Raw genomic sequence first — 19,201 nt, forward strand, 5'->3', positions numbered from 1 at the left:
GGACGAGTTAGCGATGGTCGAGGTCTTCACGATTGGCGGTGGCGAATACATCGTCAACACGTTCAACGCGGTAGCGGCATGGACGGGCGGCGGTGGCTATCGCGCGCTTCTACGCGTGGTGATGGTCCTCGGCCTGATCTACGCGTTGCTCGCTGTCGCCTTCACAATGAACGTGCGTGCATGGCTGAACTGGTTTCTCGGCTCGTCGCTTATCTACACTTGCCTGATGGTGCCAACCGTCGCCGTGAAGGTTACCGACCGCGTAAATTCGTCGCTTGCGCCTGCAGTCGTGGCAAATGTGCCCCTTGGGCTCGGCGTCATCGCCAGCTTCACCAGCCAGGTCGGTGACTGGCTGACGCGCACCGCGGAAACGGTGTTCACGATGCCAAGCCAGCTTAGCTACTCGACCAACGGCATGGTCTATGGCGCGCGGCTGCTTGATGCGACACGCAACTTCCAGATCCGTGACGCCGAGTTTGCGACGAACCTGTCCGCGCACTTCAAAAACTGCGTCTTCGGCGACATCATGCTCGGCCAGAAGTCGATGACGGACCTCGCCTCTGCAAAGGATCTCTGGGCGGCTATGGGACCTGGGTCGGCTGCGCGCTCGCAACCTTGGGTCGAGCGTTCGGGTGCCGCGACCACCAGCAGCATCGTTCCCTGCCGTCAGGCCTACGGCATGCTCGATGGCCTTTGGCATACCATGATCGAGGTGCACACGTCGCTTTGGGCAAAGGAAACCTATCCCAAGCTGTCCACCTCGGTCGCCTCTGCCAAGCTCCGCAGCGATGTACCGATCGTCAATCAGGCCTTCACGGCGTCCAGCGCGAACTATGAGACCATCTTGCGCCAAAACACCGCCATCAATGCCTTCATGCAGGCGCGTGACGGCATGGCAGGTGGTCCGGGCGCGGCGTCGATCGATACGTTCGCGACGACGCGGGCAGACATCCAGGCGCGCAATACGTACAATTCGATCGCGCAGCAGGCGATGAGCTGGGTCCCGATCCTCAACATCGTTCTCACCGTCGTGTTTTATGCGATGTTCCCTGTCATCTTCCCGCTGTTCCTGATGCCGCAGACCGGCGTCGGCGCCCTCAAGGGGTATCTGACCGGGTTCTTCTATCTTGCCGCGTGGGGGCCGCTTTACGTGATCCTGCACATGATTTGCATGACGCGGGCGACTAGCGCAGCGCAGGGTGTCGCGGAGGGTGGCATGTCGCTTGGGACCTATGCCGGAATCGGGGCGGTCAACGCGGAGACCGCGACTATCGCGGGCTTCATGCTCATGTCGGTGCCTTTCCTTGCGGCAGGTCTCGCAAAGGGGGCCATGAGCATTTCCGGTCAGGCGACGTCGGTCCTTTCGCCGGCACAAAACGCTGCTGAAGCTGCCGCAGCGGAGCAGACGACCGGCAATTACAGCTACGGCAACACCAGCTTCGCTAATTCGACGTCTAACATGCGCCAGAGCAATCAGTGGTCGGACGCGCCGACATTTTCGTCGGGCGGCATGGCGTCTAGCTTCCGTCACGATAACGGCGCAACGACCAACTCGTTTGGTGATGGTCAGAATGTCTATGACAACTCGCGCGCCATGTCGAATATCGGGTTCAAGCCGCAACTTAGCCAAGGCTCTGTTGCCACTGAAAGCCGGCAGGCGACGATGGCAGCGCGCGTCGCTGACGGGTTCGAGCAGGCAAGCCGTCGCGAGGTCTCGCACCTTAATGCGCTTCGGAACGGCCATTCTTGGTCGAGCGAGAACTCGTCTGGTTTCGACTCAAGCTCCGGTGTTCGTAGCGGGAGTAACACCGAGGTCAGTGATCGGAATACGATCACCGGGAGCGACGGCGTCCAGAATAGCCAGAGTGTCGGCAACGGAACGCGGAAGCAGTCCGAGACCGGCAAGGGCACTAGCTGGTCAGATGCCGTCACCGGAGGTGTTACTGCCGGCGTTGGAGTTGGGGGCAAGGGCGGCGAAGGAGGCTTGCTTGGCAAAGCAGCCAGCGCTCTTGGTGTCCAGGCAGGTGCGACCGTCGGCTATAATCAAAATTATACGCGGGCGGATACAACCAACGATAGCGATAGCGCATCGAGTAGCCGCGATAATTCAGTGTCGGCGACGAATGGCATCAATCGCGACCATTCGACTGGTGCAACCGTTAGCACAAACGACGGTACTTTCAGTCAATCTGGTGAGTTTTCCCGGTCCTCGCAAAGCGAATCCCAAACCAAAGCTATCGAGGAATCGCTCAGCCGCATCGAGTCCTACAACGAGCAAGCCCGTCATTATCGGGAACTTTCCCAGTCGCTGGAGCAACACGCCAGCTTCGCCGAAAGCTCAGGGTTTAACCTTACGCAGGATCTCAGCCAAGATCTTGCCCGGTATTATGACAAGGAGGTGGCAAACGCCCCTTCTGGTGTCCTGCCCGGCCTGTGGGAAACGAACCTCAGTTCGACGCAAGAGGGTATGCGCAACGCCGCTATCGGGAAGTGGGCTAATCAGCGATCGGAAGCGATCGAGCGCGACATTCAGAGCGCCCTGAACAATCCAGCGCTAGAAGGCATGGAACTGCCTGGTGTGGCTTCCGAGGCGAGCATCGCGGGGCGCTATTCGGGAGGTAGCGGAGTCGCATCCCCCCATCCTGTTTCGAGCGGCAAACCTTCGACGGATCGTGAGGTAGGCCTCATCACCGCTGGAACGTCTGAACTCCTTGGCGAGAAACATCGGCGTGATGTTGACGCACGGTTGTCCCTAGCGACCGGCCCCACAGGTCCGAAGCGGTGAGATTACCTTATCACCATGTCGAGCGCGCCGGTCGCGATCACGCCAAGGACCACCGCGACGAAGAGTCGTTGAACGAGCCGTCCAACCCATGTCTTTTCGGCGGCAGACGCGTAGTCGTCCTCCGAGGTCTCACTCCAGTCAAACTCAGGCGGCGGGTTAAGCTGCCAAAAACCACGACCGGTTCCGGCCTTGATGTCGGTATCAAAGTAGATGGGCTGGGTCGGATCAATTTTCACGGCGCACCTCGTTAACAGAGGGTACAGCGAAATGAGCACGACGGCAACGCACGAGCTTAAGGCTCATCATTCTGTTCAGCACCATCCGCCGACGCTGGGTGATATGTCCGGCATCCTCATTTTCGGCTTTTCATGGCTGCTGGTTATGGCAATCGGGCTGGCGCCGCTTGCGGAGGCATCCTTGTCTCGGTCGCCTTCGATCACGATGCCAACGACGATCGCGTTCTTCGTCGCTGTCGGAAGCGCGATCCTCCTTCGCCGTCGCTATTCCTGGATGGGCCTTGTGCTTCATATCTTCGGGCAGATGACCATATGGCTATCGCTGTTCGTCATGTCCCTAGCGATCGTCCTAATAACAATCCCGCGCTGATGATTCCGAACTGTCTCATCATCGCCGATCGCACCTCCCTGATAACGAGAGCGCATCATCTGACTAGCTATCTGCTGCACCGTACATTTCCGTTTCGGCGCTTCGATAGCTGTCACTCAGTGGCACTAATAGGCGACCCCGCCTGAACGCCCGGAGCCAACTCAAGTAGTGAAATTAAGTGTCGTCCGTAGGAAACGCTCGGCGGGCCAAGCGTTTTTGGATCAGAACGTATCGGAGACACGTAGTGGCAGACGACAAGAGCAAGACCGACGGCCGTGATCGCAGCCGTGTTTCGGGTAGCGAACCTTACGAGGTCGAGTATTTTGCTCAGAAGCATGGGTTAAGTGCGCAGCAGGCGCGTGACCTGATTGCCGAGGTCGGGAACGACCGTGAGAAGCTCGATGCTGCTGCAAGCAAGATAACCGGTCAGCGCGGTAGCGCCTGAACACCGGCAAGGTGCTGTCTCAGCGCCGTCTGAATGAGCAGACGTCACTGGCGCCCCGCGACAGCCGGAGCGCGGTTCTCGAAATCAGGCGGGATGGCGACCTCCGCCTGCAGGCCTCAGCGGCTTTGGACGGGCGCCCCAAGCCGGTGCATCATTGAAGTCCATGGTGTGACGATCGCGTGTGTCCGCCTGATAATCAGGTTGCGGAACGCTTCCGACGGGCGGCCTTCAGTTTGATCCAGACAGGGGCATGGTCGCTGGACTTCTCCCAGCCCCTGACGTGATGATCGACCTGCGCGTCCGCCAGCCGAGCTGCCGCAGGGGCGTTCAGGAGAAGATGGTCCAGCCTTAGCCCGGCGTTACGGCCATACGCATTCCGAAAGTAATCCCAGAACGTGTAGATCGTTTCGTCCGGGTGCTTTGCCCGCAGAGCATCCAGCCAACCTTGATTGATCAAACGAAAGAACGCGGCTCGGACTTCCGGTGCAAACAGCGCGTCTTTGATCCACCGCTCCGGCTTGTAGACGTCCATCTCTGTCGGCATCACGTTGTAGTCACCTGCCAGAACAACCGGCGCATCGGTGCTGAACAGCGTGGCCGCATGGGCGATCAAGCGCTCCATCCAGGCCAACTTGTAGTCGAACTTCGGACCCGGCCTTGGATTTCCATTGGGCAGATAGAACCCCGCTATCAGAATGCCGCCCACAGCCGCTTCGAGATAGCGGCTCTGCACGTCATCCGGGTCGCCGGGCAACCCCCGCCGCGTCTCGACGGGCTCGGCGCCACGGGCGAGTATCGCGACGCCGTTCCAGCTCTTCTGACCCTGCCAGATCGCGCCATAGCCAGCCGCCTCGATCGCGCTCAAAGGGAACTTCTCGTCCGGTGCCTTCAGTTCCTGCAAACAGACGACGTCGGATTGCGCTTCGTCGAGCCAGCGCAGGAGCACCGGCAGACGACCGTTGATGCCATTCACGTTGTAGGTTGCGATCTTCATCGAAGCACCAGGCGAACAGAGGCGATCATAGGTCGGGCAACATCTGGTCAGCGCGTCCCCAACCGACCAGATCCTTTGACGCTGCCCGTTTTAGCAGCGCGCCCGCATCACCGATGTGCCAGCCCGATGCGCGGTCGAGTTTCCCCAATTCCTTCCATGTGATCGGTACCGCGACGGGCGCGCCTTCGCGAGCGCGAGCACTGTACGGCATGACAGCCGTCGCCCCGCGCTGATTGCGCAGGTAGTCGATGAAGATGCGTCCGGTTCGCTTCGCCTTGGCGAGGGCTGCGGTAAATCGATCGGGTTCGGACTGCGCCAGGACAAGTGCCAGGCGGTGTGCGAAATCCTTCACAGCCGGCCACTCGGCCTGCGGTGTCAGCGGCGCGATGACGTGAACACCCTTTCCGCCCGTCACCATTGGAAAGGTCTCAAGGCCCATCTGGGCCAGCACGTCGCGGACATGAAGGGCCGCGGAAATGACATCCTTGAAATCGAGGCCCTCATCGGGATCGAGGTCGAACACCAGCCGGTCGGCCTTCTCGACGTCTTCGATCCGAGCACCCCAGCCGTGAAACTCGATCGTACCCATCTGGACACAGGTGACGAGACCCTCGGCGTCGTCCACGAACAGATAGGGTTCGTCGTGTCCGTCCTTTTCGGCAATACCGACATGGTGGACATGATCGCCGAAGCTGCCGGCGTCGTGCTTCTGAAAGAAGCATTTCTTCCCCCTGCCTTGCGGACACCGGACCAGGCTTATCGGCCGGCTCCCGCACCAGGGCAGCATGATGCCCGAGACGGTTTGGTAATAGTCGGCGAGCTGGCCTTTCGTAATTGCGGACTCGGGAAAGATTACTCGTTCCCGGTTGGTCACGCGAACGACGGAGGGTTCGGGCGCCTCGAGCTTGGCAACGGGCGCGGGCTTCTCGACCACGACCGCCTCGGGTTTCTTGTCCTGACGCAACCCCAGATAGCTGGAATGGCGCAGCACCCCGTCGCTCGTGACTTCCATGAACGCCACTTCGGCGACCAGCTGCGGCTTGATCCAGCGTGCGCCGCGCACGGCTGCGCGAGGTGCGTCGACGGTCGGCTTCGTGGCGGCAAGCGGCGTCATCAGATCCATCAGCTTGTCGATCTCCTCACCCGTATATCCCGTTCCGACCTTGCCGGCATAGCGGAGATGACCGTCCTCGTTGACGCCCAAGAGGAGCGACTTGAACCCTCGCTGCTTGTCGGACGGCAACCAGCCGACGATGACGAACTCCTGTCTCTGGATACACTTCGTCTTGAGCCAGCTGCCGGACCGCGAGCCGACATAGCGCGCGTCCGCGCGCTTCGAGATGACACCCTCGAGACCTTCGGCGCAGAACGTGTCGAACAGCTCCTCACCGCGGCCGACGATGTGGTCCGAGTAGCGGATCCGGTCAGTGCCGCCCGCGAGCAGCGTCGCAAGCTTCGCCTTGCGCTCGGACAACGGCTGTCCGGTCAAATCCTCACCGTCGAGTGCGAGCAGGTCAAACGCGTAGTACAGGATCGCGTCCGGGTCTCCTTTGAGCGCAGCTTGCAACGCCTGGAAATCGGTCTTGCCGGCTGCGTCGACGACGACCGCCTCACCATCGATGAGAGCAGACGACGCATCCAGATCTGCGGCGTCAGCGACAATGCCGGCGAACTTGTCCGTCCAGTCCAATCCGGACCGCGTATAGGCCCGTCCCGTCCCCCCACCGACCGCCACGAGCGTTCGATAGCCGTCATATTTCATCTCGTGCAGCCAGACGTTGCTGGCGGGCACATGATCGACAAGCGTCGCGAGCTGGACAGGTTGGAATGGCGGGGGCGAACCTGACTTCTTACGGCTTGTCATTCGTGATCTTGCAGCTTTCGTCGCAGGCTTTGCGGCAGGCGTTGCTGGCGCACCCGACTTGCCTTGCTTGCCTGCGGCGATCTCTTCCATGGTCAGGCCGCTGACGACCCCGGTGAGGTGTGTTCCGACAAGATCCTCCGATCCGCCGACCTGGTCGTCGGTAACCTTGCGCAGGATCCAGTTCTCGCCCTTCTCCTTCCCACGGGGCTTCAGCCTGAAGAGCATCCATTCGCCTTTCAGGCGATGCCCATGGAGGAAGAAGTGGAGATGCCCTTCAGGCAGCGTCTTGCTAGGGTCCTTGCCCGCGAGCGGTTCCCACGTCCCCATGTCCCATAGCATCATGGTCCCGCCGCCATATTCAGACTTCGGGATAGTACCTTCGAACGTGGCGTACTCGACGGGGTGGTCTTCGGTGCGAACTGCTAGACGTTTGTCGTCAGGATTGATGCTGGGTCCTCGCGTGACGGCCCAGCTCTTGAGAACGCCGTCGAGTTCGAGCCGTAAGTCATAGTGCAGGCGAGACGCGGCATGCTTCTGCACGACAAAGCGGTTGCCCCCAGCTTTGGCGATCTTACCCTCAGGCTCGGCCGTCTTGGTGAAATCCCGCTTTTCCCGGTATTTCGCTAGGGTATCGCTGGAGGCGAGATCGGTCATGACGCTATGCCCAATTCAGCAGGGCGAAGCTCATGCTCCAGCTGATCCATCGTGCACGCCACAGGTGCCTTGTCGGGACGCCAGCGCAGGATGCGCGTGCCGTGCCGGAACCGATCACCAGTCACCTGATCGTACAGGACTTCGACGACGAGCTCTGGCCGCAAGGGGACCCACTCGCTCTCACGACCGTCGTTCCAGCGACTGGGACCGCCAGGAGCTTTACCCGTGAAGCCCGGCGCTTCAGTCAATGGCTCGAGCTTCGCGGTAAGCGCCGCGCGGTCGGCCGCGGCGATACCTGAGGTAAAGCCGACATGGTTGAGCTTGCCGCTATCATCGTAGAGCCCAAGCAGGAGTGAGGCCACCTCGTTACCTTCCTTCACCCGCCTGAAGCCGCCAACAACGCAATCCGCGCTGCGATGCTGCTTCACTTTCAGCATGGCGCGTTCCCCGCCACGGTAAGGCTCGTCCAGCCGTTTCGCGACGACGCCGTCCAGAGCCCCTCCGCTCGCCGCCAACCAGGCAGTCGCATCAGCGATATCATCGCTGCACGGTGAGAGCAGAAGACCAGGCCGGGAATGCCGGGCGTGGAAGTCCTCCAACGCTTTTCGGCGAGCGGAAAGCGGCGCACCGCTGAAGTCGGTATCATCGACGCCCAGGCAGTCGAACAGCATAAGCTGCGCAGGCGTCTCCTTCGCCAGACGATCGATCCGGCTTTGCGCCGGGTGCAGCCGTGCCTGAAGCGCATCGAACGAGAGAATGTCCGCGATCGGCAGGATGATCTCGCCGTCGAGCACGAACTTCCCCTGCGGGACCGATGCGACGAGGGCGACGATTTCGGGAAAGTAGCGACCAAGCGGCTTTCCCGATTTGGAAAGGATGTCGACCACCTCGCCATCACGGAAGACCAGGGCCCTGAAGCCGTCCCATTTGGGCTCGTATTGCCAGCCCAGCTCAGCTGGCAGCGCGCTTACCAGCTTGGCTTCCATAGGCGAGGGCCTGTCTGCCGACATCAGCCTGGGTCCGGGGCGCAGCAGGCACACTGCTTCGGAGCCGACCGTTTTGCCTTTGCTGCCTCGCGACGTCGTTCCTGCCGACTTGGCAGCCGAGCAATGCCAGCCGAACCGGGCAAACCGTTCGGCACAGTCGACTTGATCACGACATCTTTGAGCATGAGATCACTCCTGGCAGCTTCTCGTTTATAAAAGCCCCCCGTTGCTATCTGTTCCTGCCGCGCCGGCGAGGCAGCGGTTGCCGCGCGTGGTACATGCGGCAGCACTTCCGCATTGCCCTGTTCGTCAGAGGTGAAGCGTCCATTTTCGTTCGTGCCAGACACGCGACTGAACCGTGTCACCGAACCGCCAGAACCGTGTTTCCCGCGCGTGGGGACCGGCACGAACAAGCGTCCAGCATTCGCCTGTTGGCAGCTCGACGATGCGGTGAATATGCGTAGCGTCGACATGATATCTCTCGCCGGGAACGCGGTGCACAAGCTTGCTATGCCACCCTCCGCCGGGATCCAGATGGAACACTTCATCGACATAGCCGCCCTCGAGGACTTCGGTCTCGAACGCCCAGGGATGGTCGTGCGGTGTAGCATGCGGCTCCTCGGCCTTGAACCGGTGAAGCGCACGTCCGTCGTCCAGATGGTATTTGGTGAAGGCTCGCGACATGCGTTCGACGCTGACGATCCGCGTGCCTTCCGGAACGCGAGCAACGGCCGCTCGCGGTAGTCTCATACTCACGGTTCAGACACCTCTTCATAACAGCCTGCGCGGCGCAGCTGGCGGACAATCCCGTTGAACGCGGCAGTTACGCCTTGAGCGCGTCCGATTTCGTTTTGTTGCCCTGCCGCGTCCCAGAACATCGTCAGCGGCCATTTCTCCGCGCAATGCGGCAGCAGACAACGAAGCGCCAACCGGATCTCCGGTACGTCAACGCGCCCGTCCGAGCAGCGCGTAACCCCGCAGCGCAAGATATGCACCGACAGTGCGATCACGACGCGCTGATGCCTCGGCAGCTTAGACACAGGATTAATGGAAGTCGTGCGACTTGAACCGAACGACCTCCTCCGGATCCATGCCTTCCGCGTGGGGCGGCCAGTATTGGTTACGCGCCTCAGGCTTCCAGCCCTTGTCACCGCGATCAGGTGAGCCTGGATGCTGGCCTGCGTCACCGCGGCCAGTCCGGTGCGGGAACGACATGTCACCGACACGGTGCAGCAGGTCGCCATGGTCGATGATCCGGTCGCAGATAACATGGATGATCTCGCCTTCCTTCTGGACCCGCCCTTTCATGCCGACCATCGAGGCCGACATGATCGTGCGGCGCTGCGCCTCGAACCGGTCCGGCCAGAGGATGCCGTTGGCAATCCCGGTCTCGTCCTCAATCGTGATAAACAGCACGCCCTTGGCGGACCCCGGCTTCTGTCGGACCAGGACAATGCCGGCGACTTCGACGTGACGGCCGTCGCGAACGTTGGCGAGATCAGCGCATTTGGTGACGCCGCGTCGCGCCAACTCGTCGCGCACGAACGTCAGCGGATGGGCGCGGAGCGACAGCTGCAGCGCACGGTAGTCCTCGATGACCTCACGGCCATCAGTCAACGGCCGCAACTCAACGTCCGGCTCGATGCCTTCTGCGCTGAACGTCTCGGCCACGCGGTCTGCCGCGGCGAATAGCGGCAGCGGTGCGTCGCCAAGGCCCCTCACCTTCCAAAGCCCCTGGCGGCGATCGACGCTGAAGCTGTGGAACGCGTCGCCGTCAGCCAGCTTCTCGATCGCGGCGCGCGGCACCCCCGATCGCCGCCATACGTCCTCGACGCTCTCGAAAATGGTGGTGCTGCGGGCGCCTACAATCTTCGCGCCATCGGCGTTCGACAGGCCACGGATCTGCCGCAGCCCAAGTCGGACAGCTAGATAGCGCCCGCCATACGGTTCCAGCGTACAGTCCCAGCGGCTCACGTTGACGCAAGGTGGCCGCACCACGACGCCATGGTCGCGTGCGTCGCGAACGATCTGTGCCGGCGCGTAGAAGCCCATCGGCTGCGCGTTCATCAGTGCCGCGCAGAACACATCGGGGTGATGATGCTTCATCCACGACGAAGCGTAGGAAATCTTGGCGAAGGAGGCGGCGTGGCTTTCCGGGAAGCCGTACGAGCCGAAACCTTCAAGCTGGCGGAAGGTGCGTTCGGCGAACTCACGCGGGTAACCGCGCTCGACCATGCCCCCGATCAGCTTTTCGCTGAAGTGCGACACGCCGCCCGTGAACTTGAACGTCGCCATCGCGCGGCGCAGCTGATCCGCTTCGGCCGGCGTGAACCCGGCGCCGACGATCGCGACCTTCATGGCCTGCTCCTGGAACAGCGGCACGCCCAGCGTCTTTTCCAGCACAGCGCGCAATTCCGGCCGCGGATACTCCGGCTTCTCCAGTCCTTCGCGCCGGCGCAGATAGGGATGGACCATGTCGCCCTGGATTGGCCCCGGCCGCACGATCGCGACCTGGATGACGAGGTCGTAGAAGCGCCGTGGCTTCATGCGCGGCAGCATCGACATCTGTGCGCGGCTTTCGATCTGGAAGGTGCCGAGCGTATCAGCCTTCGAGATCATCGCGTAGACGTCGGGATCATCGTCCTGCAGGTCCGCCAAGCCGACCCTCAGCCCCTTGTCCGCCTCGAGCATATTGAACGCGCGGTTCATGCAGCCGAGCATGCCAAGCCCCAGCACGTCGACCTTCATGAACTTCAATGCGTCGATGTCGTCCTTGTCCCACTCGATGATCTGACGATCGTCCATCGCGGCGGGCTCGATCGGCACCAAGTCATCGAGGCGGTCATGGGTGAGGACAAAGCCGCCCGGGTGCTGGCTCATGTGACGGGGCACACCGATCAGCTTGCGCGCCAGCTCCAGCGTCAGGCGCAACCGGCGATCGCCGATATCGAGATTGAGTTCTTCGACCTGCTTCTCGCCCACGCCTTCGGCTGACCAGCCCCAGACCAGCCCCGCCAGTGACGATGTGAGGTCTTCCGGCAGGCCGAGCGCCTTGCCGACGTCGCGCACCGCGCCACGCGCCCTGTAGCGCGTGACGACCGCCGTTAGCGCGGAGTGATTGCGACCATAGGTCTCGTAGATCCACTGGATGATCTCTTCGCGGCGCTCATGCTCGAAGTCGACGTCGATATCCGGAGGCTCGCGCCGCTCCCCTGAGACGAACCTCTCGAACAGCAGCTCGTGCTTCACCGGATCGATCGAGGTCACGCTCAGCACGAAACAGACGCATGAGTTGGCGGCCGAGCCTCGCCCCTGACAAAGAATCCCGCGCCGGCGTGCTTCCCGCACGATCGCGTAGACGGTGAGGAAGTACGGCGCATAGCCAAGCTCGCCTATCAGCCGCATCTCATGGGCGATTTGATCGGTATAGGCCTGCGGAACGTCGCCATCGAACATCCGCTCGACTGCGTCGGTTGCCAACTTCTGAAGCGCCTCCTGTGCTGTTAGCCCATCGATCAGCTTTTCATGCGGGTATTGGTACTGAAGCTCGCCGAGATCGAAGGTACATATCCGCGAGATGTCGACGCTTGCCTGCAGCGCGTCGGGATAGGCGCGGAAACGCCGGACCATTTCGTCCGGCGATTTCAGCGCGCGATCGGCGCTCACCTCACGGCGATAGCCAAGCTCGTCGACGGTGCATTTCTCGCGCACCGCTGTCACTACGTCCTGCAGCAGCCGCGCGTGTGGCGCGTGATATAGCACGTCGCCTGTCACAACGGCGCGCACGCCGGCACCGCCGGCCTGCCGCGCGAGCGCATCGATCCGAACTGCGTCTCCTGGTCGGCGCCGCTGGAACAGCGCCATATATCCGCGACGACCGAAGATCGCCTTCAGGTCGACTAACGCGGCAAGGTTCTCTTCGTCCGCCTCGCGCGGCAGCAGAATCGCAACAACGCCGTCCGACCATGGCTCCAGATCATGCCAGTGCAGTAGGCAACCGCCCTTCCCTGCCCGCTTCTTGCCTACGGTCAGCAGTCGCGTAATTCGCGACCAGGCCGAGCGATCGATTGGGTAGAGCAGCAGGCGTCGGCCGCAGGACAGATCGACGCGCGTGCCGGCGATCGAGCGGACGCCTGTCGCCTTCTGCGCTTCCCACGCACGCACGACGCCGGCCACGGTGCCGATGTCGCTGATCCCGATCGAGGGATACCCAAGCAGCGCAGCAGCCGCGAACAGCTCGTCGGGGCTGGACGCGCCGCGCAACAGCGAAAAGTGCGTCAGCACCTGAAGCTCGACATAGTGGGTCATCCAAAGACCCCGTGCATCCACCAGGACAGATCGCCCGTGTCGTCCTTGAAGCCGTCACCCCTGCGGAAGACCCAGTAACGACCTCCTGCCTCGTCCTCGACCCGGTAATAGTCGCGGACCGCCCATACCTCGGCGTCGCGCCGCCACCATTCGCCGTGGACACGCTCCGGTCCGTCGCCGGCGACGACTTTGTACGTCTTGCCCCTCCACTCGAACCGTTTCGGTGGCTGGTCGGGCATTAGCGCCATGACCCGGTGTAGTGGCTCTGGATGCGCAAAGAGACGGATCGGGCGTTGCCAACTCGGCCAGCTTCCCGGCACGAGGTTTGGATCGGAGCGGACAACGGCCCGCTCAGGGACATGGCTTTCGACGGGCGCTATGCGGAAGACGGCGTTCCCCCCGATCCGTCCGGCGATGAGGTCGACCAGCCGCGACGGATCGCGCACCAATGTCTCGCCGGCGAGGACAGCACCGAGGTCGACCGCATCGAGCGGCTCGGTGTGCGGCGCCACCAGCCAGAATTGTTCAAGCCCCATGCCTGGGTCGATGCGCTCGATGCGCAGCTTCAGCAGCCGCAGGAGATGTGAGACCTCGCGGGTCGGCCGAGATGTGCCGACCGCGACGATCTGCTCGCTGCCGTCGACGCACAGGCCAGTCAGGCGCAGCGACCTGGCACCAAGCCCCTTGGTCTGCAGCAGCTCCGCAAGGTCGCGCAGGAGGTCGCCCATGACCTGCTCGATCGCCTCGGCTGTGCTAATCGGCTCCAGTAGCCGACGCTCGACGGCTGGCACCTCCGCATCCTCGCGCGGCGTGATCGGCTCTGCCATCCCACCTAGAGCCTGATCGAGGCGAGTGATGGCGGCCAAGCCAAGCCGTCGTGCCAACGGCCCGCGCGCGACCGGCAGGAGATCCGCGATCCGCTCAAAGCCGAACTTGCGCGCCGCAGTGAGCGCCGTCGGTCCCAGGCGCAGCGCGGCGACCGGCAATGGGCTCAGCGCCTCTACCGTTCCGCGTGGTTCGACGCGGGTAAGATCGTCCTTTCCGAAGCGGGCCAGCGCGTGCGCAGCGCCTGGCGTGTCGGCTACCGCAACACGGGCTGTGAAGCCGGCGCGACGGCAGAAAGCCAGCAGGCGACCGCAGAACCGCTCTTCTCCGCCATGAAGATGATCGCAGCCGGCAAGATCGATCCAAATCCCGTCTGCCGGCGTCACTGCCGCAATCGGCGACCAGCGTCGAACAGCCAGCAGCGCAAGGCGATCGAGTAGCGCGGCGTCGGCTTCAGGATCGGCCGGACGAAAGTCGAGATCTGACACCAGCGCGCGGGCGTGCGTAGCCGCCATGCCTGCGTGAATGCCGAGAGCCTGCGCGCCTGTGCAAGCAGCAACCACCTCCTCGCGTCGCCCAACCTTTCCAACCAAGGCAAGCGGTGCAGATACGGTGATTTTAATATTAAGACGCGATGCAGAAACTATCGGCTTCGACGGGTTCGCCGATTTATAGGGATGATTGGCTGCTTCCGATCGCCGACCAAGCTCGCGCATGGGCGGCTTTGCATGGACTGGTAGCGCGGCGATCTGCGCCTCAACGTCACCACGTGATTGCGCACCCTCTCGCGCCCAACGGGCACCAGGCCGCCATCCGCCGCCCCGCGGCACCGAACAGGCACCCGGATCGTCGTCGACCGGCTGTTGCAGGGCGGGCCGCTCAGGCAGCCGCGTAGCGGGCCGTTCCAGCCGTCTCAGCCGCTCGATGGCTAAGTTCGGCAGGAACAGCGAGACGACCCGTCTCATCGCTGCCCTCCACTATCAGGGAAAAGCCCTCACCGCCGCGCTGCCGCGCCAGTTCGACCGACCATCTCGCTCTTCCTACACCCGCGACTTCCAACCGTGCCGAACGCGCGGAGCCGATCCGCCAGCGCGTCCACGCGGCGGACGGTTCGGAAAGAGGATCCTGATCACGGCCGCGGCGACGGCGAAGGAGCAGCACCGGCATGTCAGCTTCAGCCGCCACCAGCTGCAGGCGGCGGGTGGCGACCATCGACACCTTGCTTGCCTCTGCGACGATCGCCGATGGCGTCCCGTCGCGAACCGCGTCCTCGATCACGGCGAGCAACGCCGCGTCATCATATGGCTGAGCATAAATGACATCTGATGAGGACAGGCCTGCCTGCGCCAAAGCCGGCGCGTACAGGTCGGTGCGGCACGTGGCCCACAACACAGGGCCGCTGGCATTGGCAGCTTCACGCGCCGCAATGCCAGCAAGGAACAGCGTCGTTGCGGCATCATCCACGAGCGACGCGCTGCGCGCCGTCGCCTCGTGAAGTGCGCCGGCACGCAAACCCTTAGCCCCAAGCCGGCCGTCGATCGCGGCCACGCCGAACGGCAGCACGCGGTAGTCGGTCACCGGCGTGGCGATCGTCCGCAGATGAGCAATGCTGGTTGCGAGGGACTCGGAGGCGGGGGACATCATGTTCTTACACTCTACTCGTTCCCTTTATGTTCCGTTACCATCTCCAACATTGCAAGCGCTTTGATCGTCCCAATCCGGGCAAGAGGCTTGCCTTTCCCCTCGGCTCACGAAGGGAACGAAAAATATACGTAGCGGCAACAAACCACGAATTATTCGCTTCCGTTTCGATTTTGGGTGACTCATAGAATCGTCATGCCGATCCGCCCCGAGAACCGCTGGCTCTACCCGATCGACTGGCGGCAGCTGTCGCAAACGGTCCGGTTCGATCGTGCCGGCTCCCGATGCGAGGGGTGCAGCCGGCCGCATCTGCGCCGTGTGGTCCATCTCGGCGACGGACGGTGGTGGGATGCCGATATCCGGTGCTGGCGGTCGAACCGCGGCAAGCGGATCTCGATGAAGGCCGGGTTCGCGCTGGCGTCGGTCCGGGTGACCTATGTCGTCCTGGCCTGCGCGCACCTCGATCATGATCCTGGCAACAGCGCGCCTTCGAACCTCAAAGCGCTATGTCAGCGCTGCCACATGATCCACGATGCGGCCGAGCATCGCTGGCAGCGCTGGTGGAATGTCTTTCGGCTCCGAGCAATCCGCGATCTCTACGAGGATCCGCGCGTCACCCGCGAGCGCATCGCCGGCCGCTAGAGATCGATGTTGCGGGTCCGCATTGCTTCGGCTGCGAGATCGGCGATCGGCCCCTGCCCTCCAGTCGCCTCATAGACTTCGGCGACATCGTGATCCGCGAGCGTATCCAGCATGAGACGAACCGCCGCGACGCTCGCGTCGTCCAGTACGGTCTTTGTCTCGTCGTTCGCCATGGCTAAGGTCCCGCCGGTGTTTCCAACGGAGTACGAATAGCATGAGCTGAGTGAACTGGTTAAGGGCGTCGCGGAAGCGACCGGTTCGAACGATGCCGATGCAAAGAAGGCGATCACGGCCGTGTTTGACCAGATCGCGGCAGCAGCCGTGAAGGGCGAAGAAGTTTCGATTCCCGGCTTCGGCAAGTTTGCCGTGAAGGACCGCACTGAGCGCGACGGTCGTAACCCCGCCACGGGCGAGCCGATGAAGATTGCAGCATCGAAAAAGGTTTCGTTCGCTGCCGCCAAGGGCCTGAAAGACAAGCTCTGATGAACGAGGGCCGGCGATCAGTCGCCGGCGCCGATGGGAGGCGCGGATGTGCAATCGTTACAGGCTGACGGCGAAGCAGGCCGACGTGGCTGCTACATTTGGCATCCGCCCTTCCTACGAGCCGGACGAGACCTACCCGGCTGCCGACATCTTTCCCACGGGTAAAAAGACGCCGTTCTATGGCCAGGTCGTCGTTCAGGACTGCGCCGATCGAAAGATCGAGCGGATGGAATGGGGCGTGCCAACCCAGGTGCCGAGCAAGCGCGATCCGGCGGTCAAACTTACCAAGTATGTGACCAACGTACGCAATCTCAGTTCCAGCTTCTGGCGGTCAATGCTGACTACGCCCGCACGCCGCTGTCTGGTCCCGGTGACGGCATTTTCCGAGTTCGGGATCGCGCCCGGCGAGGACGGAAAAAAGCCGCTGCACTGGTTCGACGTTCCTAGTCGCCCAATCTTCGCCTTTGCCGGCATCTGGCGTCCGACGGAACGCGGCAATGCGTACGGATTCCTGACAACAGAGCCGAACGCGATCGTGGCGCCGATCCACCCCAAAGCTATGCCTGTCGTTCTTCATGATGACGACTACGATCGTTGGCTATCGGCACCGTGGGAAAACCTGAAGGATCTTGTGGCCTCCTATCCGTCACAACTGATGCGGGTCGGTCTTTAACGACTTCACTGCGTGAGGGGTGAGTCATCGGGCTCGACTGTGTCGGTGCAGTTAAGGATTACGTCCACAGAAGGAACCTAATCGAGACCGGCGCGGTCGTCGCTCCGGCGATGTTGGCGGACGCAGCGGTGATGCTGAAGGACATGAGCGCCTGACCATGGCGCCCGTTCAGCGGGTCGGACTTATCCCTGAACACAGAAGTTCGACGATGTCGTGCGCGACCTGTTGCGCCGACATCGGCCCCTCCGGGCGGAACCAGCGCGCGGGCCAATTGAGTGCGCCCGCTAGCGTGAACGCTGTCAGCCGCACGTCCTTCACCGCGGCCGATCCGTCGGCGACCGCCTCCTCGATCATGCCGCGCATCGTCCCGTCAATCTCGGTCTTCAGCGCGAGGAACTCCTTGCGCGCGCTGGACGACAGCACCTCGTCTTGCGTCCGGACGACGCACCGGCCGAAATCGTCCATCGTCACCTCGGCATAGAGCCGCAAGAACGCCTTTAGCCGGTCGAGACCGTCCCCGCCGGTCTGCTGGGACCGTTCTGCAGCGCCGCGCAACTGCTCCAGCCCGATGCGGACGCACTCGAACAGCACCTGATCCTTGTTGCCCAGATAGTGATAGATCACCGGTTTGGTCACGCCAAGGCTCGCCGCCACGTCATCGAGCGAGGTCGCGTGGAAGCCGCGCTCGTTGAACATCTTCACCGCCGCCCGCAGCAACGCATCGCGCTTCTCGATCCGCAGCGCCTCGCGCGCCGCCATTGACGGGAACGGAGAGGCGGCGGGGGATTGAGTAACAGGTGGGGCAGGCATCGCCCTTCTTGACACAGGGCCGGCGTCGCGCGCAACTACCCACTAGTAGAGTTCATACCAGACCGTACAACGATGATGCTCACTGACACCCAGACTGCCGTGAAGGACGCCATGCGCGCGTTCTCGCAAGAGCGTATCCGAACGCAAAGCGCTGTGTCCGACATCCAGCGGATGGTCATCGCCCGCGCGCTCTGAAACTTACGAAGGAAGAAGCATGTCCACCGATCCCGTCATCATCGCCAGCTATGCCCGTACGCCGATGGGCGGCTTCCAGGGTGCGTTGTCTGGCGTCACCGCAGTCGAGCTCGGCTCGACGGCGGTTCGCGCTGCGGTCGACCGCTCCAAAGTCGACCCGGCGATCATTGACCGGATCTATATGGGCTGCGTGTTGCCCGCGGGTCTTGGCCAGGCGCCTGCGCGTCAGGCCGCGCTCGGTGCCGGTTTACCCAATTCGGTCGAGGCGACCACCGTCAACAAGATGTGCGGATCGGGCATGCAGGCGACCATCATGGCAACCGAGGCGCTGATGGCGGGCACCGTCGACGTCGTGATCGCGGGCGGCATGGAAAGCATGACCAACGCGCCGTTCCTGCTCGCCAAGCATCGCTCGGGCGCGCGGATCGGCCATGACGTCGTGTCGGATTCGATGATGATGGACGGCCTCGAGGACGCCTATGAGAAGGGCAAGCCGATGGGCGCCTTTGCCGAAGAGACCGCCGGCGAATACCAGTTCACCCGCGAGGACCAGGACGCATTCGCGATCGAAAGCCTGACGCGCGCCAGCGCGGCGATTACGGGCGGCGGCTTTGCCGACGAAGTCGTTCCTGTGACGGTCAAGACGCGTGGCGGCGACGTGATCGTCAGCGAGGACGAGCAGCCGGGCAAGGCTAAGCCCGAGAAGATCCCCGGTCTCCGCCCGGCGTTCGCCAAGGACGGCACGATCACGGCCGCGACGTCGGCCTCGATCTCGGACGGCGCCGCCGCACTCGTGCTGACCCGCGCGAGCGTCGCCGAGAAGCTTGGGTTGAGCCAGGAGGCGCGGATCGTCGCCACTGCGGCGCACGCTCATGCCCCCGCGCTGTTCACGACCGCACCCGTTTCAGCGATCCGGAAGGTGCTCGACCGGGCCGGCTGGGGTGTCGAGGAGGTCGATCTGTTCGAGGTGAACGAGGCGTTCGCGACCGTCGCGATGATCGCGATGCGCGAACTAGGCATTCCGCGCGAGAAGCTCAACGTCAACGGCGGGGCGACCGCGCTCGGCCATCCGATCGGCGCGAGCGGCGCGCGGATCATCGCCACGCTGGTCGCCGCGCTAAAGTTGCGTGGCCTGAACAAGGGTGTTGCGGCGCTCTGCATCGGCGGCGGCGAGGCGACCGCGGTCGCTGTCGAACTAATCCAAGCGTGATCTGCGCCGTTTTCCTGCGCATGCGGGAATCCAGATTTACGGCCGCTGGCGTCCGTGACCGTTGGCTCCTGCCCTATCAG

At 62.9% G+C, this 19,201-nt stretch carries 20 protein-coding genes; 9 read left to right on the top strand and 11 right to left on the bottom strand.

Translation table 11 applies throughout. The annotated features are described in order from the left end of the window. The first annotated feature begins 13 nt into the window (after nt 1-13). Nucleotides 14-2,785, top strand: coding sequence for a conjugal transfer protein TraG N-terminal domain-containing protein (locus tag AC1MLZ_RS19450; RefSeq protein WP_480961649.1), 2,772 nt, complete (start codon nt 14-16; stop codon nt 2,783-2,785). Between the two features lie 2 nt (nt 2,786-2,787). Here AC1MLZ_RS19450 and AC1MLZ_RS19455 read toward each other — a convergent pair whose 3' ends face one another. Beyond that, nucleotides 2,788-3,021, bottom strand: coding sequence for a hypothetical protein (locus AC1MLZ_RS19455; protein WP_480961650.1), 234 nt, complete (start codon nt 3,019-3,021; stop codon nt 2,788-2,790). 31 nt (nt 3,022-3,052) lie between these two features. Here AC1MLZ_RS19455 and AC1MLZ_RS19460 point away from each other — a divergent pair, with 31 nt between their 5' ends. Together AC1MLZ_RS19460 and AC1MLZ_RS19465 are read left to right on the top strand one after the other, a co-directional pair. Beyond that, a complete protein-coding gene (locus AC1MLZ_RS19460; RefSeq protein WP_480961651.1) occupies nt 3,053-3,391 on the top strand; it encodes a hypothetical protein in 339 nt (112 codons plus the stop codon). 244 nt (nt 3,392-3,635) lie between these two features. Continuing rightward, on the top strand, nt 3,636-3,836 hold the full coding sequence (locus tag AC1MLZ_RS19465) for a DUF3606 domain-containing protein (RefSeq protein ID WP_480961652.1): 201 nt from the start codon (nt 3,636-3,638) through the stop codon (nt 3,834-3,836). 196 nt (nt 3,837-4,032) lie between these two features. Here the strand turns inward: AC1MLZ_RS19465 and xth are convergent, their stop codons facing one another. The 8 genes from xth to AC1MLZ_RS19505 all read right to left on the bottom strand — a co-directional run bounded on the left by xth (nt 4,033) and on the right by AC1MLZ_RS19505 (nt 15,108). Further along, nucleotides 4,033-4,830: an exodeoxyribonuclease III gene (gene xth, locus AC1MLZ_RS19470; protein ID WP_480961653.1), complete on the bottom strand. Its 798-nt coding sequence runs from the start codon at nt 4,828-4,830 to the stop codon at nt 4,033-4,035. A 25-nt stretch (nt 4,831-4,855) separates the two neighbouring features. Next, entirely contained in the window at nt 4,856-7,348 is a 2,493-nt protein-coding gene (gene ligD, locus AC1MLZ_RS19475; protein WP_480961654.1) for a DNA ligase D, read from the bottom strand. Continuing rightward, entirely contained in the window at nt 7,345-8,334 is a 990-nt protein-coding gene (locus tag AC1MLZ_RS19480; protein ID WP_480961655.1) for an ATP-dependent DNA ligase, read from the bottom strand. Before AC1MLZ_RS19480 ends, ligD begins: the two co-directional genes overlap by 4 nt. Nucleotides 8,335-8,643: 309 nt before the next feature. Continuing rightward, entirely contained in the window at nt 8,644-9,090 is a 447-nt protein-coding gene (locus AC1MLZ_RS19485) for a hypothetical protein (protein WP_480961656.1), read from the bottom strand. Then, complete coding sequence (locus AC1MLZ_RS19490; protein WP_480961657.1) at nt 9,087-9,344, bottom strand: hypothetical protein; 258 nt, start codon at nt 9,342-9,344, stop codon at nt 9,087-9,089. The genes AC1MLZ_RS19485 and AC1MLZ_RS19490 overlap by 4 nt, the downstream gene beginning before the upstream one ends. 34 nt (nt 9,345-9,378) lie before the next feature. Then, nucleotides 9,379-12,642: an error-prone DNA polymerase gene (locus AC1MLZ_RS19495; protein ID WP_480961658.1), complete on the bottom strand. Its 3,264-nt coding sequence runs from the start codon at nt 12,640-12,642 to the stop codon at nt 9,379-9,381. Next, on the bottom strand, nt 12,639-14,183 hold the full coding sequence (locus AC1MLZ_RS19500) for a Y-family DNA polymerase (protein WP_480961918.1): 1,545 nt from the start codon (nt 14,181-14,183) through the stop codon (nt 12,639-12,641). The genes AC1MLZ_RS19495 and AC1MLZ_RS19500 overlap by 4 nt, the downstream gene beginning before the upstream one ends. A 163-nt stretch (nt 14,184-14,346) precedes the next feature. Further along, nucleotides 14,347-15,108: an ImuA family protein gene (locus AC1MLZ_RS19505; RefSeq protein ID WP_480961919.1), complete on the bottom strand. Its 762-nt coding sequence runs from the start codon at nt 15,106-15,108 to the stop codon at nt 14,347-14,349. Nucleotides 15,109-15,303: 195 nt separating this feature from the next. Here AC1MLZ_RS19505 and AC1MLZ_RS19510 point away from each other — a divergent pair, with 195 nt between their 5' ends. Beyond that, on the top strand, nt 15,304-15,750 hold the full coding sequence (locus tag AC1MLZ_RS19510) for a hypothetical protein (protein ID WP_480961659.1): 447 nt from the start codon (nt 15,304-15,306) through the stop codon (nt 15,748-15,750). On the opposite strand, the gene AC1MLZ_RS19515 is transcribed toward AC1MLZ_RS19510, so the two are convergent. Next, nucleotides 15,747-15,923 carry a hypothetical protein gene (locus AC1MLZ_RS19515; RefSeq protein ID WP_480961660.1) on the bottom strand — a complete coding sequence of 59 codons (177 nt, stop codon included), beginning with the start codon at nt 15,921-15,923 and terminating at the stop codon, nt 15,747-15,749. The genes AC1MLZ_RS19510 and AC1MLZ_RS19515 overlap by 4 nt on opposite strands. A gap of 46 nt (nt 15,924-15,969) precedes the next feature. Here AC1MLZ_RS19515 and AC1MLZ_RS19520 point away from each other — a divergent pair, with 46 nt between their 5' ends. From AC1MLZ_RS19520 to AC1MLZ_RS19530, 3 genes are read left to right on the top strand one after another with little or no spacing between them, the layout of a single operon-like run. Then, nucleotides 15,970-16,233 (top strand): HU family DNA-binding protein, encoded by a 264-nt coding sequence (locus tag AC1MLZ_RS19520; RefSeq protein WP_480961920.1) that lies wholly within the window; start codon nt 15,970-15,972, stop codon nt 16,231-16,233. A gap of 46 nt (nt 16,234-16,279) precedes the next feature. Beyond that, nucleotides 16,280-16,906 (top strand): SOS response-associated peptidase, encoded by a 627-nt coding sequence (locus tag AC1MLZ_RS19525; protein WP_480961661.1) that lies wholly within the window; start codon nt 16,280-16,282, stop codon nt 16,904-16,906. Nucleotides 16,907-16,932: 26 nt separating this feature from the next. Next, nucleotides 16,933-17,061 carry an oxidoreductase C-terminal domain-containing protein gene (locus tag AC1MLZ_RS19530; protein WP_480961921.1) on the top strand — a complete coding sequence of 43 codons (129 nt, stop codon included), beginning with the start codon at nt 16,933-16,935 and terminating at the stop codon, nt 17,059-17,061. 13 nt (nt 17,062-17,074) lie between these two features. On the opposite strand, the gene AC1MLZ_RS19535 is transcribed toward AC1MLZ_RS19530, so the two are convergent. Next, on the bottom strand, nt 17,075-17,665 hold the full coding sequence (locus AC1MLZ_RS19535; protein WP_480961662.1) for a TetR/AcrR family transcriptional regulator: 591 nt from the start codon (nt 17,663-17,665) through the stop codon (nt 17,075-17,077). A gap of 123 nt (nt 17,666-17,788) precedes the next feature. Here AC1MLZ_RS19535 and AC1MLZ_RS19540 point away from each other — a divergent pair, with 123 nt between their 5' ends. After that, entirely contained in the window at nt 17,789-17,911 is a 123-nt protein-coding gene (locus AC1MLZ_RS19540) for a hypothetical protein (protein WP_480961663.1), read from the top strand. Nucleotides 17,912-17,930: 19 nt separating this feature from the next. Continuing rightward, nucleotides 17,931-19,121, top strand: a complete 1,191-nt coding sequence (locus tag AC1MLZ_RS19545; RefSeq protein WP_480961664.1) for an acetyl-CoA C-acyltransferase — start codon at nt 17,931-17,933, stop codon at nt 19,119-19,121. The last annotated feature ends 80 nt before the right edge of the window (nt 19,122-19,201 follow it).

The sequence above is a fragment of the Sphingomonas sp. PEI4 genome (assembly GCF_056679955.1).

Coding starts and splice junctions, on each gene's coding strand:
- AC1MLZ_RS19450 (WP_480961649.1), top strand. CDS start 14: ATGGTCGAGGTCTTCACGATTGGCGGTGGCGAATACATCGTCAACACG.
- AC1MLZ_RS19460 (WP_480961651.1), top strand. CDS start 3,053: ATGAGCACGACGGCAACGCACGAGCTTAAGGCTCATCATTCTGTTCAG.
- xth (WP_480961653.1), bottom strand. CDS start 4,830: ATGAAGATCGCAACCTACAACGTGAATGGCATCAACGGTCGTCTGCCG.
- ligD (WP_480961654.1), bottom strand. CDS start 7,348: ATGACCGATCTCGCCTCCAGCGATACCCTAGCGAAATACCGGGAAAAG.
- AC1MLZ_RS19480 (WP_480961655.1), bottom strand. CDS start 8,334: ATGGAAGCCAAGCTGGTAAGCGCGCTGCCAGCTGAGCTGGGCTGGCAA.
- AC1MLZ_RS19495 (WP_480961658.1), bottom strand. CDS start 12,642: ATGACCCACTATGTCGAGCTTCAGGTGCTGACGCACTTTTCGCTGTTG.
- AC1MLZ_RS19500 (WP_480961918.1), bottom strand. CDS start 14,183: ATGCGCGAGCTTGGTCGGCGATCGGAAGCAGCCAATCATCCCTATAAA.
- AC1MLZ_RS19505 (WP_480961919.1), bottom strand. CDS start 15,108: ATGTCCCCCGCCTCCGAGTCCCTCGCAACCAGCATTGCTCATCTGCGG.
- AC1MLZ_RS19510 (WP_480961659.1), top strand. CDS start 15,304: ATGCCGATCCGCCCCGAGAACCGCTGGCTCTACCCGATCGACTGGCGG.
- AC1MLZ_RS19515 (WP_480961660.1), bottom strand. CDS start 15,923: ATGGCGAACGACGAGACAAAGACCGTACTGGACGACGCGAGCGTCGCG.
- AC1MLZ_RS19525 (WP_480961661.1), top strand. CDS start 16,280: ATGTGCAATCGTTACAGGCTGACGGCGAAGCAGGCCGACGTGGCTGCT.
- AC1MLZ_RS19535 (WP_480961662.1), bottom strand. CDS start 17,665: ATGGCGGCGCGCGAGGCGCTGCGGATCGAGAAGCGCGATGCGTTGCTG.
- AC1MLZ_RS19540 (WP_480961663.1), top strand. CDS start 17,789: ATGATGCTCACTGACACCCAGACTGCCGTGAAGGACGCCATGCGCGCG.
- AC1MLZ_RS19545 (WP_480961664.1), top strand. CDS start 17,931: ATGTCCACCGATCCCGTCATCATCGCCAGCTATGCCCGTACGCCGATG.